This window comes from Synechococcus sp. WH 8101, from assembly GCF_004209775.1.
Classification (GTDB): domain Bacteria; phylum Cyanobacteriota; class Cyanobacteriia; order PCC-6307; family Cyanobiaceae; genus Synechococcus_C.
On sequence record NZ_CP035914.1, the window covers coordinates 640,955 to 655,868 of the forward strand.

The 14,914-nt window shown below is 65.7% G+C and carries 15 protein-coding genes and 1 pseudogene; 8 read left to right on the top strand and 8 right to left on the bottom strand.

Going from position 1 to position 14,914, the window contains the following annotated elements:
- Position 1: 1 nt before the first annotated feature.
- The 4 genes from cysK to rpsD form a co-directional block, all read right to left on the bottom strand.
- Positions 2–988 carry a cysteine synthase A gene (gene cysK, locus SynWH8101_RS03150; protein WP_130128518.1) on the bottom strand — a complete coding sequence of 329 codons (987 nt, stop codon included), beginning with the start codon at positions 986–988 and terminating at the stop codon, positions 2–4.
- A gap of 102 nt (positions 989–1,090) precedes the next feature.
- Entirely contained in the window at positions 1,091–2,572 is a 1,482-nt protein-coding gene (locus SynWH8101_RS03155; RefSeq protein ID WP_130128519.1) for a PLP-dependent transferase, read from the bottom strand.
- On the bottom strand, positions 2,569–3,714 hold the full coding sequence (locus SynWH8101_RS03160; protein WP_130128520.1) for a PLP-dependent aspartate aminotransferase family protein: 1,146 nt from the start codon (positions 3,712–3,714) through the stop codon (positions 2,569–2,571). Before SynWH8101_RS03160 ends, SynWH8101_RS03155 begins: the two co-directional genes overlap by 4 nt.
- Before the next feature lie 120 nt (positions 3,715–3,834).
- The gene (gene rpsD, locus SynWH8101_RS03165; RefSeq protein WP_130128521.1) at positions 3,835–4,443 is read right to left on the bottom strand and encodes a 30S ribosomal protein S4; all 609 of its coding nucleotides are present in this window, start codon (positions 4,441–4,443) and stop codon (positions 3,835–3,837) included.
- A 74-nt stretch (positions 4,444–4,517) separates the two neighbouring features.
- On the opposite strand from rpsD, the gene yidD reads away from it, so the two are divergent.
- From yidD to SynWH8101_RS03180, 3 genes are read left to right on the top strand one after another with little or no spacing between them, the layout of a single operon-like run.
- Positions 4,518–4,784, top strand: a complete 267-nt coding sequence (yidD, locus tag SynWH8101_RS03170) for a membrane protein insertion efficiency factor YidD (protein ID WP_130128522.1) — start codon at positions 4,518–4,520, stop codon at positions 4,782–4,784.
- Positions 4,765–5,073: a glutaredoxin family protein gene (locus SynWH8101_RS03175; RefSeq protein WP_165380905.1), complete on the top strand. Its 309-nt coding sequence runs from the start codon at positions 4,765–4,767 to the stop codon at positions 5,071–5,073. Before yidD ends, SynWH8101_RS03175 begins: the two co-directional genes overlap by 20 nt.
- Before the next feature lie 26 nt (positions 5,074–5,099).
- Positions 5,100–6,611: a UDP-N-acetylmuramoyl-L-alanyl-D-glutamate--2,6-diaminopimelate ligase gene (locus tag SynWH8101_RS03180; protein ID WP_130128524.1), complete on the top strand. Its 1,512-nt coding sequence runs from the start codon at positions 5,100–5,102 to the stop codon at positions 6,609–6,611.
- Positions 6,612–6,644: 33 nt separating this feature from the next.
- Here the strand turns inward: SynWH8101_RS03180 and SynWH8101_RS03185 are convergent, their stop codons facing one another.
- On the bottom strand, positions 6,645–7,487 hold the full coding sequence (locus tag SynWH8101_RS03185; RefSeq protein WP_130128525.1) for a sulfite exporter TauE/SafE family protein: 843 nt from the start codon (positions 7,485–7,487) through the stop codon (positions 6,645–6,647).
- On the bottom strand, positions 7,484–8,668 hold the full coding sequence (locus SynWH8101_RS03190; RefSeq protein ID WP_130128526.1) for an aminotransferase class V-fold PLP-dependent enzyme: 1,185 nt from the start codon (positions 8,666–8,668) through the stop codon (positions 7,484–7,486). The genes SynWH8101_RS03185 and SynWH8101_RS03190 overlap by 4 nt, the downstream gene beginning before the upstream one ends.
- Before the next feature lie 88 nt (positions 8,669–8,756).
- Between SynWH8101_RS03190 and SynWH8101_RS14575 the strand changes: the two are divergent.
- From SynWH8101_RS14575 to SynWH8101_RS03200, 3 genes and pseudogenes are all read left to right on the top strand, one after another.
- Positions 8,757–9,149: pseudogene (locus SynWH8101_RS14575) on the top strand (ATP-dependent zinc protease); the annotation flags it as partial.
- A 90-nt stretch (positions 9,150–9,239) separates the two neighbouring features.
- A complete protein-coding gene (gene rimK / locus SynWH8101_RS03195) occupies positions 9,240–10,148 on the top strand; it encodes a 30S ribosomal protein S6--L-glutamate ligase (protein ID WP_370587020.1) in 909 nt (302 codons plus the stop codon).
- 22 nt (positions 10,149–10,170) lie between these two features.
- Complete coding sequence (locus SynWH8101_RS03200) at positions 10,171–10,875, top strand: DUF4079 domain-containing protein (RefSeq protein ID WP_130128527.1); 705 nt, start codon at positions 10,171–10,173, stop codon at positions 10,873–10,875.
- On the opposite strand, the gene SynWH8101_RS03205 is transcribed toward SynWH8101_RS03200, so the two are convergent.
- Positions 10,863–11,108, bottom strand: coding sequence for a NifU family protein (locus SynWH8101_RS03205; RefSeq protein ID WP_130128528.1), 246 nt, complete (start codon positions 11,106–11,108; stop codon positions 10,863–10,865). The genes SynWH8101_RS03200 and SynWH8101_RS03205 overlap by 13 nt on opposite strands.
- A 97-nt stretch (positions 11,109–11,205) precedes the next feature.
- On the opposite strand from SynWH8101_RS03205, the gene SynWH8101_RS03210 reads away from it, so the two are divergent.
- Positions 11,206–12,699, top strand: coding sequence for a malate:quinone oxidoreductase (locus SynWH8101_RS03210; protein WP_130130317.1), 1,494 nt, complete (start codon positions 11,206–11,208; stop codon positions 12,697–12,699).
- Here the strand turns inward: SynWH8101_RS03210 and SynWH8101_RS03215 are convergent.
- Positions 12,674–13,009: a multidrug efflux SMR transporter gene (locus SynWH8101_RS03215; RefSeq protein WP_130128529.1), complete on the bottom strand. Its 336-nt coding sequence runs from the start codon at positions 13,007–13,009 to the stop codon at positions 12,674–12,676. The two genes, SynWH8101_RS03210 and SynWH8101_RS03215, sit on opposite strands and share 26 nt — an antisense overlap.
- An 85-nt stretch (positions 13,010–13,094) precedes the next feature.
- On the opposite strand from SynWH8101_RS03215, the gene lepA reads away from it, so the two are divergent.
- Positions 13,095–14,909 carry a translation elongation factor 4 gene (gene lepA, locus SynWH8101_RS03220; protein WP_130128530.1) on the top strand — a complete coding sequence of 605 codons (1,815 nt, stop codon included), beginning with the start codon at positions 13,095–13,097 and terminating at the stop codon, positions 14,907–14,909.
- Positions 14,910–14,914 lie beyond the last annotated feature (5 nt).

Genomic DNA, 14,914 nt, shown 5'->3' on the forward strand with positions numbered 1-14,914 from the left:
CTCAGGCCGCCACCGGCTGCTCGATGATGCCGGTGGGCACATCCGCGAACATCACCGAGGACAGATAGCGCTCCGCCAGGTCGGGCAGCACCACCACGATCGTTTTGCCGGCGTAGGCGTCCTGCTGGGCGAGGCGGATGGCGGCTGCAGCAGCAGCACCACAGGAAATGCCCACCAGCAGACCTTCTTCCTTGGCGAGGCGAAGGGCCATTGCAATGGATTCCTCGTTGGTGACCTGCTCTACCTTGTCGACGACGGAGAGGTCGAGGTTCTTGGGAATGAAGCCGGCGCCGATGCCCTGGATCTTGTGGGGCCCAGGTTTGACCTCTTCTCCATTGAGGGTCTGGGTGATCACGGGGCTGTGGGCCGGTTCCACCGCCACGGATTCGATCGCCTTGCCGGCCTGGTTCTTGATGTAGCGCGACACGCCGGTGATCGTGCCGCCGGTGCCGACGCCGGCCACGAGCACATCGATGGCGCCGTCGCAGTCGTTCCAGATCTCAGGACCGGTGGTTTTCTCGTGAATTTCGGGGTTGGCGGGGTTCTCGAACTGACCGGGCATGAAGTATTTGGCCGGATCGCTGTCGGCGATCTGCTTGGCCTTGGCAATCGCTCCTGGCATGCCCTTGGCCGCTTCGGTGAGCACGATCTCGGCGCCGAGCACCGCCATCACGCGGCGGCGCTCGATCGACATCGACTCGGGCATCGTGAGGATCAGCTTGTAGCCCCGAGCCGCGGCGGTGAAGGCCAGGGCGATACCGGTGTTGCCGGAGGTGGGCTCAACGATTGTTTTACCTTCGCTGAGCACACCGCGTTTCTCGGCATCCCAGATCATGTTGGCGCCGATGCGGCACTTCACGCTGTAGGCGGGGTTGCGGCCTTCCACCTTGGCGAGCACGGTGGCTTTGCAACCCTTGGTCACATGGTTGAGACGCACCAGGGGGGTATTGCCGATGGCCTGGCTGTTATCGGCGTAAACGCGAGACATGGTGGGAAAACGCAGGTGCCCAATCGCGTCAATGTAGAGAGTCTTCAGCGGGATCCGGCCGGCTGTTAAGGCCTTGTTCAGACTTGCTCCACGCTGGTGATCTCAGGCCGACAGGGCCGTGTGGAAGCGGTTCCAGAGCTCATCTGGATCCTCCAATCCCACCGACACCCGCAGCAGGTCGGAGGGCACGCCGCAGCTTTCGGCCCAGCCCAGCTCGTCGTAGTGGGCGAGCAGCACATAGGGGCAACAGAGCGTGAAGGTGGTGCCGAGGCTGGGGCCCTTGCATACCGCCAGGGCGTCATAGACCCGCTGGGCCTTGTCGCTGCCGCCTTTCAGCTCAAACGACAGCAGGCAGCCATGTCCTGAGCTGGGTCGCATCAGGGCGCGAAAGTTGGGGCAGCCCGCTGGATGGAACACGCGGGCCACCGCCGGGTGCTGCGCCAACCTCTCAGCCAGTTCCAGAGCGTGGCGGTTGAGCCGAGGCAGGCGCTCCTCCAGATCGCGGCTGCCCTCCTCGAGGGCGATGGCGTCGGCATCGGCCAGGGGGGCCAGCGCCACGGCGTTCGGGTCGTCGCCATCTCCCCTCGGTTGCAGCCACCGCGCTCGGGGGCTCACGATCAGGCTGCCCGCCAGCACATCACCGCGGCCGGCGAAGCTCTTGGTGAGGGAGCTGAACACCAGGTCGGCATAGGGCAGGGCATCGATGTTCAGCCCAGAGCCGATCGTGTCGTCGGCAATTACCGGGATAGCGCGGGCGTGGGCGAGCCGGGCGATGGCGGCAAGATCCACGCAGCGCAGCAGGGGATTGCTCGGCAGTTCCACCACCACCGCCATCGGTTGCAGGCGATCCAGCGCTGCCTCCACCGCTGAGGGCGATGGGTCGAGGAGCAGTTCACCGCCGTGAAACAGCACCTGGGGCTGCTTGAGCACATCCACATAGGGAAAGCCGATCTGCAGGGTGGGACGCCCAGGACGCAGGGCGCAGACCCGGCGCAGAGCCTGATGCAGCGCCGCCATGCCTGAGGGATGGAGGCTGATGGCTTCGCTTGGGCAGCCGTAGATCCGCGCCAGGCGTTCGATCAGCGTGCGCTTCGCGGCGACTCCAGCCTCCGGGGCTGGGGCGCGCTCTCGGCCCAGGGCGATGGCGGCCAGCCGCGAGGAGGCACCGAGACCGGCGTGCTGCCAGAAGGCCTTCGCTGCCGCCGTGCTGGTCCGATCCGCGATCAGGCAAGGCAATTCGCGCACCATGACGATCGAGGTATGGGCCTCGGGCGTCGTGCGGCGGCAGTGCGTCTGGGCGGCGCGGGCGGCGGCTTCGGTGGGGTAAGGCCAGGCGCTGGTCGCGTCCGGAGTGTTGGTCACGGCCAGCGCGCAGCGGGCCAGCTCCTCCACCAGGGTATGGAAGCCGAAGCGGGGATAGATCGCGCGCAGGGCCTTGCGGCAGGCGGGATCCTTTTCCTCGTAAGCGATCACGTCCTGCCAGCGGGGCAGGGCCACCGACACGGCATGCACGGCGTCGGGCAGCGGATGGCCCAGTTCGGCGGCCTGCCAGCAGGGGTCGCGCAGCAGATCACGCCCGCTCATGGCAACAGGCTGAGGGCCTGATCAAGATCGGCGATCAGATCCGCAGTGTCTTCGCATCCCACCGACAGGCGCACCAGCCCATCGCTGATGCCGAGCTTCTCCTTCACGTCCACAGACACAGCAGCGTGGGTCATGGTGGCGGGGTGGCAGATCAGGCTCTCCACGCCCCCCAGGCTTTCGGCCATGGTGAACCAGCGCAGGGCCTTGCTAACGGCATAGGCCAGATCGCGGTTGGCGTTAAGGCCAAGGGTCACGATGGCGCCACCGCCCTGCATCTGCCGCTGGGCCACCGAGTGCTGCGGGTGATCTGTCCGAAGGGGGTAGCGCACCCAGGCCACCGCTGGATGGGCCGCCAGGTGGTCGGCGATGGCGGCCGCGCTGGCCATCTGCTGGCGCAGGCGCAGCGGCAGGGTCTTGATGCCGCGGGTAATCAGCCAGCAATCGAAGGGCGAGGGCATCAGCCCCAGGGCCTTCTGGGCGAACACCATCTTTTGGTGCCAGGCGGGGTCGTCGCAGCAGACCGCACCGCCCAGGGCATCGGAATGGCCATTGATGTATTTGGTGGTGCTGGTGAGCGAGAGGGTGGCCCCCATCGCCAGGGGGCGCTGCACCAGGGCGGTGGCGAAGGTGTTGTCGACCACCACGGGCACGCCGGCGCTGCGGGCTGCCATACACACCGCCTCCAGATCGATCACCTTGAGCAGGGGGTTGGTGGGGCTTTCCAGCCACACCATCGCCGGCTTGCGCTCAGCGATCGTCGCCAGTGCGGTGGCGTCAGTGAAGTCGACCCATTCCGTGCGCACACCGAACTTGGCGAACACCTGCTCGAACAGGCGCACGGTGCAGCCGTAGAGGTTCTCCTCGCAGAGCACCCGATCGCCCTGGCGCAGGGTGGAGGCGATGGCGGTGATTGCACTCACACCGGAGCCGAACACCGTGGCGTGGGCGCACTGCTCCACTGAGGCCAGCACCGCCTCGAGGATGCGGAAATTGGGATTGCCGGAGCGGGTGTAGTCGAAGCCGCCAGGGTTGCCGTGGGCAAAGGTGGAGGTGGCGTAGATCGGCGGCATCACCGTGCCGGTGCCTTCGGCGAAGCTGTCGCCGTGATGGATGGCCCGGGTGGCGATCGCCGGCTTCTGCACGCTGGTGGGGCACGGGGTGGGGCGAGCCTACGCAGCCAACCGTGCCAGCAATTCATAAAAAAGCCCCCGCCGGAGCGAGGGGCCATCGATGCAGCGGAACGCTGGTAGGGAGCGCTGGGCTCAGACTTTCCTGGAGTAGTACTCCACCACCAACAGTTCGTTGATCTCCAGAGCGACCCACTCACGCTCGCAGCGGCCAATCACCTTGGCGCTGAGCTTGGTTTTGTCGAGTTCGAGGTGGGGCGGCACGTTGGCGAGGCTCGGGAATTCCAGGTTGCCTTCGGCCAGCTTCTTGCTGCCCTTGCGTTCGCGGATGGCGATCACATCGCCGGCCTTGCACTGGTAGCTGGCGATGTCGGTGACGCGACCGTTCACGGTCACGTGGCCATGGTTCACCAGCTGCCGCGCACCGGGAACGGTGGGACCGAAGCCGAGACGGAAACAGACGTTGTCGAGACGGTTCTCGAGCAGTTTCAGCAGGTTGGTTCCGGTGGAACCCTCCTGGGCGCGCGCTTTCTTCACGTAGCGCACCAGCTGACGTTCAGAGACGCCGTAGTTGAAGCGAAGCTTCTGCTTTTCTTCGAGACGGATCGCGTATTCAGAGCGCTTGCGACGGGCCTGGCCGTGCTGACCGGGGGGATAGGACCGCTTTGCGGCCTTCCGGGTGAGACCGGGGAGGTCTCCCAAGCGCCGCGTGATCCTCAGGCGAGGGCCGCGGTAACGAGACATAGAGACAGGAAGGGATGGAGCTTCCGCGCCGCTGACCCGTCATGCTGGGCAAGAGGCCCAGGTTGCGGCTCCGCATGCGCGAATCCACCACTGTATCCGGCGGCTTTCCCGCCCAGATCAATCGCCTCATCAGCGGCCTGCTGCTGGCGCTGATCGGTGTCTACCGCCGCTGGTTCTCTCCCCTGCTCGGCCCCCGTTGCCGCTTCATCCCCAGCTGCAGCGCCTATGGCCTGGAGGCGATCCAGCGCCATGGCCCCTGGCGCGGCGGGTGGCTCACCCTGCGTCGGCTCAGCCGTTGCCACCCCTTCACCCCCTGTGGCTGTGACCCCGTCCCCGACTGAGCCCCTTCCCCTGATCCTCTACAGCCGAAGGGGTTGTTGCCTGTGTGAGGGCCTGGAGCAGCGCTTGCGAGAGCTTGCGCTTCACACCCTGGCGCCGCCGCTGCAGTTGCAGGTGATCGACATCGATGGAGCCGGTGTCGATCCCTCCCTGAGGGCCCGCTACGACCTGGAGGTGCCGGTGCTGGCGCTTCCCGCCGGTGTGTTGCCACGGGTGTCTCCTCGTCTGTCGGGCGAGGGTCTGTTCCGCTGGTTGCAACGGGCTTGCGCCACCAGGCTCGGATCGGATTAGAACGACTCCACCTGATCGGGCAGCCGATGTCCCAGACGTTGCATTCACTTCTGCGGGCGGTGGGGTTGCCCTGGCCTGAACAGCTGGCCAACGTGCCGATTGAGGCGATTACCTGCGACTCCCGCTGTGTCAGCCGCGGCAGCCTGTTTCTGGGGCTGCCCGGCGTTCGTGTGGATGGGGGCAGCTTCTGGCCCAGGGCCCTCGCCGATGGGGCTGCTGCTGCGGTGATTGGTCCGGCGGCAGCGGCGGTGCAACCACCCGGCCCAGAGGATCCGGTGCTGGTGGTGCCGGAGCCGGTGGCCCAGTGGATCGGTGAGCTAGCGGCGGCGTTCTGGCAGCGGCCCTCCAGCCGCATGACCCTGATCGGGGTGACGGGCACCAACGGCAAGACCACCACCACCCATCTGATCGAGCACCTGAGCCTGGAGGCCGGCCGACCCGCCGCCCTGTTCGGCACCCTGGTGAACCGCTGGCCCGGACACAGCATCACGGCCACCCACACCACCGCCTTCGCCGATCGGCTGCAGGCCCAACTGGCGGAGGCCGTGGCCGGTGGCACCCAGGTGGCTGCCATGGAGGTGAGCTCCCATGCCCTGGAGCAGCAGCGGGTGGCCGGGTGCCGCTTCGCCGGGGCGGTGTTCACCAACCTCACCCAGGACCACCTCGATTACCACCCATCGATGCAGGCCTATTTCGAGGCCAAGGCGCGTTTGTTCAGCACGCCCCTGTTGCTGGAGGACGGGATTCGGGCGGTGGTGAATGTGGATGATCCCTGGGGTCGCCAGCTGGCCGAGCGGCTGGGCGCGCGGTGCTGGCGCTGTTCCCTGGAGCCCGATCAGGAGGCGGAGCTGACCATGACTGATCTGGTGATGCGCTCCAGCGGTGTGGAGGGGCGCCTGATCACTCCCAAGGGCGAGGGGCGGTTTGCGTCGCCACTGGTGGGGCGCTTCAATCTGATGAATCTGATGCAGGCGGTGGCGGTGCTGCAACAGCAGGGTCTTCCCTTGCCTCTGCTGCTTGAGGGTCTCGGCAGTTTTCGTGGCGTTCCTGGGCGGATGGAGCGGGTGGTGGTGCCCTCAGCCGCAGCGGCTCAATTGCCCGCCGTCCTGGTCGACTACGCCCATACCCCCGATGGTCTCAAGAATGCGCTCGAGGCGTGTCGCCCCTTTGTGGAGGGGCGTCTGATCTGCGTGTTCGGCTGTGGCGGTGATCGCGATCGGGGCAAGCGCCCTCAGATGGCCTCGATCGCCGCGAAGCTGGCGGATCGGGTGGTGGTGACCTCCGATAACCCCCGCACCGAGAATCCCCAGCAGATCCTTGCCGATGTGGTGGAGGGGCTGCCCTCCAGCACCGACCGCGTGGTGGAGGGTGATCGGGCGGCGGCGATTGCCGCTGCAGTCGCCGAAGCGAGACCCGGCGATCTGGTGCTGATCGCTGGCAAGGGCCATGAGGATTACCAGATTCTCGGCACCGAGAAAGTGCACTTCGACGATCGTGAGGAGGCGGAGAAGGCGCTGCGCTCTCGGCTGATCCGCTGACCGCCTGAACACTGATCGCCTGATCCCGTCTCCCTACAGCAGGGCCAGGATCCTGCTGCGGCCCACGATCAGGGCCACGCTCACGGCAAAACCGATCAGGAGCAGCACCTGATAGCAGAGGAAGAACAATCGCTCGCTGGCACCGCGATAAAACCGCTGGCCGCTCAGATTGCCGATCACCGTGACCGGAATCAGCAGCAGGGCACTGCCGGCGTTGCCGAGATGGAGGATGCCCAGGCTGATCAGGGGAATCAACTTCAGCAAGTTCTGCACCAGCAGCGCCACCAGTTGCGCTGCCACGAAGCGACTGCGTGGCACCTGATGGCGCAGGAAAAACACCGTGAGCAGCGGTGAGCCGGAATTGGCCACGGTCTGGCTGATCCCCACCCCCGATCCCACCATCAGTAGGCCGGTGGGGCCGGCCGGTCCACCGCCACCACCGGCGCGGGCAATGGCGTTGCGCCCTGCCACCAGGGCCACATACAGCAGCGAGAGCAGGGCCACCAACACCTCCATGCGGCGATGCACAAGGTTGAGATCGCCGCCCGACACCAGAGCCCAGAGCGCCAGTCCGCCCAGGGCCGTGCCCAGCACCATGCCGAGCACCAGGGGTTGCAACAGGCGTCGTTCGCCTTCGCCGCGGTGCTGCCACACGCCGAGCAGGGCCGCCGGCAGCATCAGCACGGCCACCACGGCCAGGCCATCGCTTGGGCCGAGGGCGAACACCATCAGGGGTGACACGACAAAGCCACCGGTGCCCAGGCCACTGCGGGCGAACCCCATCAGGAAGGCGGCGCTGAGGGCGAGCAGCAGGGCCAGCCAGGGCAGGGGCTGGGTGAGAAACGCCTGCAGCACAGCGATGCCCGAATCGTTCACACCCTAAGTAGCTCCGCCAGGGCTTCCTGTAGCTGCAAGAGCTCCTCATCGGTGCTGGTGATGTGGGTGCAGGCGCGCAGGCAGGCGGGATCGGCCAGGTCGCGGATCCAGATCCCTTCGGCACCAAGCGCCTGCACCACCTGGCTGGGCGGGCTGGCAGCGGTCAGCGTGAAGCTCACTAGCCCGGCCGGCGGTGGACCCTCGAGCAGGGGTGTCGCCCCCGGCAGCGTTGCCAGTTGCTGCCAGAGCTTGGCGCTGAGCGCCTGAATCTGCTCCAGGCGCCGCTCGGCACTGCCCTGCTGCTCGAGCAGCTCCAGCGAGGTGCGCAATCCGGCCATCAATGGGATGCAGCTGGTGGCGACTTCGAAGCGGCGACTGTCGTGATGGAACGGATCGGGATCGCCCATCACGGCGCGAGTTTCATCCTGGAGACTGCGCCAACCGATCAGGGTGGGGCTGGCCTCTGCCAGCACCCGTTCGGAGAGGGCCACACCTCCCAATCCCTCCGCACCGCAGGCCCACTTGTGCCCCGTGAAGGCGTAGATGTCGGCTGCGGCCGCGGCTTCGGCCACGGGGATCTGCCCAAAGCTCTGGGCCGCATCCACCAGCAGGTAGGGCTGGCTGGGGTGCTGCCTGAGCTGGGCCGCCACCGCGGCGATCGGCATGCGTTGCCCTGTGTTCCAGAGCAGATGGGAGAGCACCACCAGGCGGGTGCGCGGCTGAAAATGGGTCTCCAGTGCCTGGAGCACGGCGGCATCGGTTTGCGCTTGTTCCTCGCGCCCGCCCCGGAGCTGTTGCACCGTCAGGGTGTCGATCTGCAGTTGCTGGCGCCGCGCCAGTTCGTGGCAGGCGGCCACCACACCGGGGTGTTCGCAGTCGCTGATCAGGATCCGATCCCCCGGCGCCAGGGGCAGACCCCAGAGCGGCAGCACACAGCCACTGGTCACGTTCTCGCTCAGGGCGAGGCGATGGGGGGCGACGCCGCACAGTCCGGCCAGCAGGGCCCGCGTGCTGTTCACCTCCCGGCTGATGTAAGGCCACACGTCGGCGGTGAAGGGCCCCAGCTCCTGAATCCGCTGCCATGAGCTGGTGATCGCCTCCAGCGTTGGCGTTGGCAACGGACCCTGGCCGCCGTAGTTGAAGTAGGTCTTGTTGGCGAGGGCGGGGCAGTGGTGGCGCATCGCTCCAGGCGTCAGCGTCTGAACTGGATCATCGCTGGATCAGCGCCCTGGCAGCGGGATCAGATTGAGGTGTGTCGCGCTGATGGCGATGGACGCCAAGGTGATCGTTGGCAGTGAGGAATGGTGCGGCCTGCCGGGCATAGGCCTGCCGGCGATCAAGGCGCGGGTGGATTCCGGTGCCGCCACCTCATCACTCCATGCCTTCAACATCGCGCCCTTTCAGCGGGAGGGGCAGGAGTGGATCAGCTTTGAAGTGCACCCGCTCCAGAACGACCGCTCAGTGGTGGTGCGGCATGAGGCACCGGTGCTGCAGCAGCGGGGCGTGAAGAACACCAGCGGCCTGGTGGAGGCCCGCTATGTGATTCGGGAGACCCTGCAGCTTGGTGATCAGAGCTGGCCGATTGAGATCACCCTCACCAATCGCGATGCCATGGGGTATCGGATGCTCCTGGGCCGTGAGGCGATGGTGGGGCGGGTGCTGGTGGATCCTGAGGGCAGCCATCACCTCGTGCAGTACGCAGCGCCTGAGGTGGAGGCGATGTATGCCCATCACCGGGTGGAACGCACGGGCCTGCGCATTGCTCTGTTGGCCACCGATCCCGACCTTTACAGCAACCGCCGCCTGATGGAGGCGGGGGAGGAGCGGGGCCATCGCATGGAATTTCTGGCGATCAAGCACTGCTACATGCGCCTCGATGCCCAGAGCCCGGAGATGCATTACCGGGGTCGCGATGTGCTGGAGCGTTTCGATGCGGTGATCCCGCGCATCCGCCCCAGCGTCACCTTCTATGGCTGTGCGGTGACGCGTCAGTTTCAGGCCATGGGCCTGCAGACGCTCAATACAGCGGAAGCGATCAGCTGCTCGCGCGACAAGTTGCTGGCCTCGCAGCTGTTCGTGCGCCACGGGCTGAATGTGCCGGTGACGGGCTTTGCCAGCTCCCCGCTCGACACGAAAGACCTGATCAAAATGGTGGGTGGGGCGCCGCTGATCGTGAAGTTGCTCGAGGGTGCCCAGGGGCGTGGCGTGGTGTTGGCGGAAACCCAGAAGGCAGCGGAGAGTGTGATCAACGCGATGAAAAGCATCAACGCCAATCTGCTGGTGCAGGAATTCATCAAGGAAGCCGGCGGCAAGGATCTCCGCTGTTTTGTGATGGGCGGCAAGGTGGTGGCGGCGATCGAGCGCACAGCAGCCCTGGGCGACTATCGCGCCAACCTGCACCAGGGCGGCAAGGCCCGGGCGGTGCGGGTGCTGCAGAACGAGCGACGTCTGGCGATCGCGGCTTGCCGTGCCATGGGCCTGGATGTGGCTGGTGTCGACATCATCCGTTCGGAACGCGGCCCCCTGCTGCTGGAGGTGAATTCCAGCCCGGGGTTGGAAGGCATTGAAACCGCCACGGGCAAAGACCTGGCGGGGCGGATGATTCAGGAGCTGGAGCGCAAGCTCGGCTGGGTGCGCCCCGTGCATTCCGCCTTAGCCTGAGGTCCTGAACTCAGGCTGGGTTTTGGCTTCCGTTGACTGGCTCTGGATCCTCCACCCGTTTCTGGCGGTGGTGCTGATCTATCCCCTGATCGGCATGGTGATCCGCCTGGCGTTGCAGACCCGGCAGCGTCGCCTGCAAAAAAGCAAACTTCCCGCCACGGTGGGGCGCGACCACAGTGATCTGGGGCGTTGGTTGTCGGCCGGCGTGGTGGTGATCGTGCTGATCGCGCTCACCGTGGTGATTGCCACCAAGGCGCCTCTGGCGGCCTTCGCGGGGGGAGCCTCCCGGGCGATCCAGCTGCTGCTTGTGCTGATCGGCACGCTGGTGAGCCTGGTGGCGCTGTGGTTCGCGAAGGCGCCGGGGTTGCGCCTGGTCTTTGCCCTGATCACCTGGGCCGGTGTGCTCGGGCTCGGTGCCCAGCCGGAGGTCTGGCGACTGTCGGATAACCCCCTGGATGGAGCCTTCTGGCAATCGCATTACTGGGCTGGCGTCGGCGTGACGGGCTTGATGCTCTTTTCGCTCGGCGCTCGGCCAGAGATCCTGCGCGACATCCGCCTGCGGCGCCTCCACGTGAGCGCCAGTTTGCTGGCGGCGGTGCTGTTTGTGCTGCAGGGGCTCACTGGCACCCGGGATCTGTTGGAGATCCCCTTGAGCTGGCAGAAGCCGGCGGTGTATGCCTGCGATTTCGAGGCGCGCACCTGCCCGCCGCCGGTTCAGAGCACCTGAACCACTTCACTGACCTCGGGGATCATTTCGCGCATCTTGCGCTCGATGCCCATCTTGAGGGTCATCGTGCTGCTGGGGCAGCTGCCGCAGGCCCCCTGCAGACGCACCTTCACCACGGGGCCATCAATTTCCACCACTTCCACGTTGCCGCCGTCGGCCATCAGGAAGGGACGCAGCTCATCGAGCACCTTCTCCACGTTCTCGCTGGAGAGGGGCAGGGTTTCCGTGCTCATGGCGGCGTTGCTGGGATGTCAAGACCACAATCGTAGGCAGGTCCTGCGCGACACCGGCCCATAGCCTTGAGCAGCTGTGCCGTCTGCTGCCATCGCTTTGGAACGCTACGACGCTGTGCTGGTGGGCGCTGGGATCATGAGCGCCACGCTGGCCTCGCTCTTGCAGGCCCTCGATCCCGAGCTGCGCCTGCTGCTGGTGGAGCGGCTGGAGGCGCCGGCGCTGGAGAGCAGTGCTGCGGTGAACAACGCCGGTACAGGCCATGCCGCCAATTGCGAACTGAATTACACGCCGCAGCAGCCGGATGGCACCGTGGCGACGGCCAAGGCCCTGGCGATCAATGCGTCCTTCGAGACCAGCCTCGAGTTCTGGGCGTCGCTGGCGGAGCAGGGGCAATTGCAGCCCGAAACCTTTCTGCACCGGGTGCCCCATTGCAGCCTGGTGTGGGGTGATGCCGATGTGGCGTTTCTCCGGCAGCGGCATTGCCAGCTGAGCGCGCTGCCGGCGTTCGCAGCAATGGAATGGAGCACCGATCGGGCTGAAATCGCCGCTTGGATGCCGTTGGTGATGGCGGGGCGTCGCCAGGATCAGCCGATCGCGGCCACCCGGATCGCCCGGGGGATGGATGTGGATTTCGGGGCCCTCACCCGTGCCCTGCTGGCGCCCCTGCAGGCGTCCGGCGCCCTGGAGCTCCTGTTGGGCACCACGGTCACCGATCTGCAGCGCTGCTCAGCGGCCCCGGGTGAGGGAGCGGCTGACTGGTGCCTGACGCTGCGCGGTCCTTCTGGCAGTCGCCAGGTGCAGGCGCCTTTCGTCTTCCTGGGTGCCGGAGGTGGCGCCTTGCCCCTGCTGCAGCGCAGCGGCATTCCGGAAGCGGACGCCTACGCCGGGTTTCCGGTGAGTGGTCAGTGGTTGGTCTGCAACGACCCGGCCCTGGTCGAACGCCACCACGCCAAGGTGTACGGCAAAGCCAAGGTGGGCGCGCCGCCGATGTCGGTACCCCATCTCGACAGCCGCTGGATCGATGGCCAGCGGTCGCTGTTATTTGGCCCCTATGCCGGCTTCAGCAGCAAATTTCTCAAAACCGGCTCCCTGCTCGATCTGCCCCGCTCGGTGCGACGCCGCAATCTGGTGCCGATGCTGCAGGTGGGCGTCAATAACCTGCCTCTGGTGCGGTATCTGATCAATCAGCTGCGCCAGAGCGATGCTGAGCGCATGGAGGCCCTGCGCGCCTTCCTGCCCCAGGCGCGCGATCAGGACTGGACGCTGTCGGTGGCGGGTCAACGGGTGCAGATCATCAAGCGCACGCCGGAGGGTGGTCGACTTCAGCTGGGCACTGAGGTGGTGGCCGCCGCCGACGGCTCCCTGGCGGCCCTGCTGGGGGCCTCGCCCGGGGCGAGCACAGCGGTGACGATCATGCTCGAGGTGTTGCAGCGCTGTTTCCCGCAGCGCCTGGCCAGCCCCGCCTGGAGCGAGCGTCTGCAGCAGTTGCTCCCCAGTGTGGGCCAGGATCTCAATGCTGATCCGGCGTTGTTGGCCCGCACGCGCGAGCGCAGCGACGCTTTGCTCAGCCGTGCTCCAGCGACCCGGTGAGATTCACGATCACCACCCCGGCGGCGATCAGGCCCATGCCGATCAGCTGACCGGAGCTTGGCACCTGGCGGTAGGCCAGCACCCCCACCAGCACGATCGCCACGATGCCGATGCCGCTCCAGAGGGCATAGGTGAGGCCCAGAGGAATGCTTTGCACCACCCGCGACATCAGGGCCATCGAGGTGGCGTAGGCCGTGAGCACGAGCAAGGTCGGCAGCGGCCGGCTGAACCCCTCAGACAGCTTGAGGCAGGACGTGCCCACCACCTCAGCGGCGATGGCGAACAGCAACAGGATCCAGGGAGAGGTCAAGGGCGTGGAGCGCAGCGCTCTGGTGGCTGCTCCCTAGGATCGCTTCACTGAAGCCGCACACCCGAGCCGGGATTACGCCAACCGCATGACCGACGCCCCCGTCTCCCGGATCCGTAATTTCTGCATCATTGCCCACATCGACCACGGCAAGTCGACCCTGGCCGACCGCTTGCTGCAGGACACGGGCACGGTCGCCAGCCGTGACATGCAGGATCAGTTCCTCGACAACATGGAACTGGAGCGGGAGCGGGGCATCACGATCAAGCTCCAGGCCGCCCGGATGAACTACAAAGCGGCTGATGGCGAGGAGTACGTCCTCAATCTGATCGACACCCCCGGCCATGTGGACTTCTCCTATGAGGTGAGTCGCTCGTTGCAGGCCTGCGAAGGGGCGCTGCTGGTGGTGGATGCCAGCCAGGGGGTGGAGGCGCAGACCCTGGCGAATGTGTATCTGGCGCTGGAGAACGATCTCGAGATCATCCCGGTGCTCAACAAGATCGATCTGCCCGGGGCGGAGCCGGAGCGGATCAAGGAGGAAATCGAGGCGATCATCGGTCTTGATTGCTCCGGGGCGATTCCCTGTTCCGCCAAAACCGGTCTGGGAGTGCCCGAGATCCTGCAGGCGGTGGTGGATCGGGTGCCGCCGCCGGCCGATGCGGTGGAAGAGCCCACCAAGGCCCTCATCTTCGACTCTTATTACGACCCCTACCGGGGCGTGATTGTGTATTTCCGGGTGATGAGCGGCCGGATCAGCTGCAAAGACAAGGTGCTGCTGATGGCCAGCCAGAAAACCTACGAACTGGATGAGATCGGTGTGATGGCACCGGATCAGCGCAAGGTGGAGGAGCTCCACGCCGGCGAGGTGGGTTATCTGGCCGCCTCGATCAAGGCGGTGGCCGATGCGCGGGTGGGCGACACGATCACGTTGGTGAATGCCCCGGCCGACGAACCTCTGCCTGGCTACACCGAAGCCAAGCCGATGGTGTTCTGCGGCCTGTTTCCCACGGAAGCCGATCAGTACCCCGATCTACGCGAAGCCCTCGACAAGCTCCAGCTCTCGGATGCGGCCCTGCGCTATGAGCCGGAAACGAGCAGCGCCATGGGCTTCGGCTTCCGCTGCGGTTTCCTCGGCCTGCTGCACATGGAGATCGTGCAGGAACGGCTGGAGCGGGAATACAACCTCGATCTGATCGTCACGGCGCCGTCGGTGATCTACAAGGTGAATCTGATCGATGGCAGCGAGGTGATGATTGACAATCCCGCCACGCTGCCCGATCCGCAGAAACGGGAGTCGATCGAAGAACCGTATGTGCGCATGGAGATTTATGCGCCGAATGACTACAACGGCACCTTGATGGGCCTGTGCCAGGAACGGCGTGGTGACTTCATCGACATGAAATACATCACCACCGAGCGGGTGACCTTGATTTATGAGATGCCGCTGGCGGAGGTGGTCACCGACTTCTTCGATCAGATGAAGAGTCGCACCCAGGGGTATGCCTCGATGGAATACCACCTGATCGGCTATCGCCGCAACGATTTGGTGCGCCTGGATGTGCTGATCAACGGCGAAAAAGCTGATCCGCTCACCACGATCGTGCATCGCGACAAGGCCTACAACGTGGGCAAGGGCCTGGTGGAGAAGCTGAAGGAACTGATCCCTAGGCAGCAGTTCAAGATTCCGCTGCAGGCCTCGATCGGCAGCCGGATCATCGCCAGCGAAAGCATCAATGCGATTCGCAAGGATGTGCTCGCTAAGTGCTATGGCGGCGATATCTCACGCAAAAAGAAACTGCTGCAGAAACAAGCCAAGGGCAAGAAACGCATGAAGGCCATGGGCAAGGTGGATGTGCCCCAGGAAGCCTTCATGGCGGTGTTGAAGCTGAATCAGAGCCCTTGAGCGGG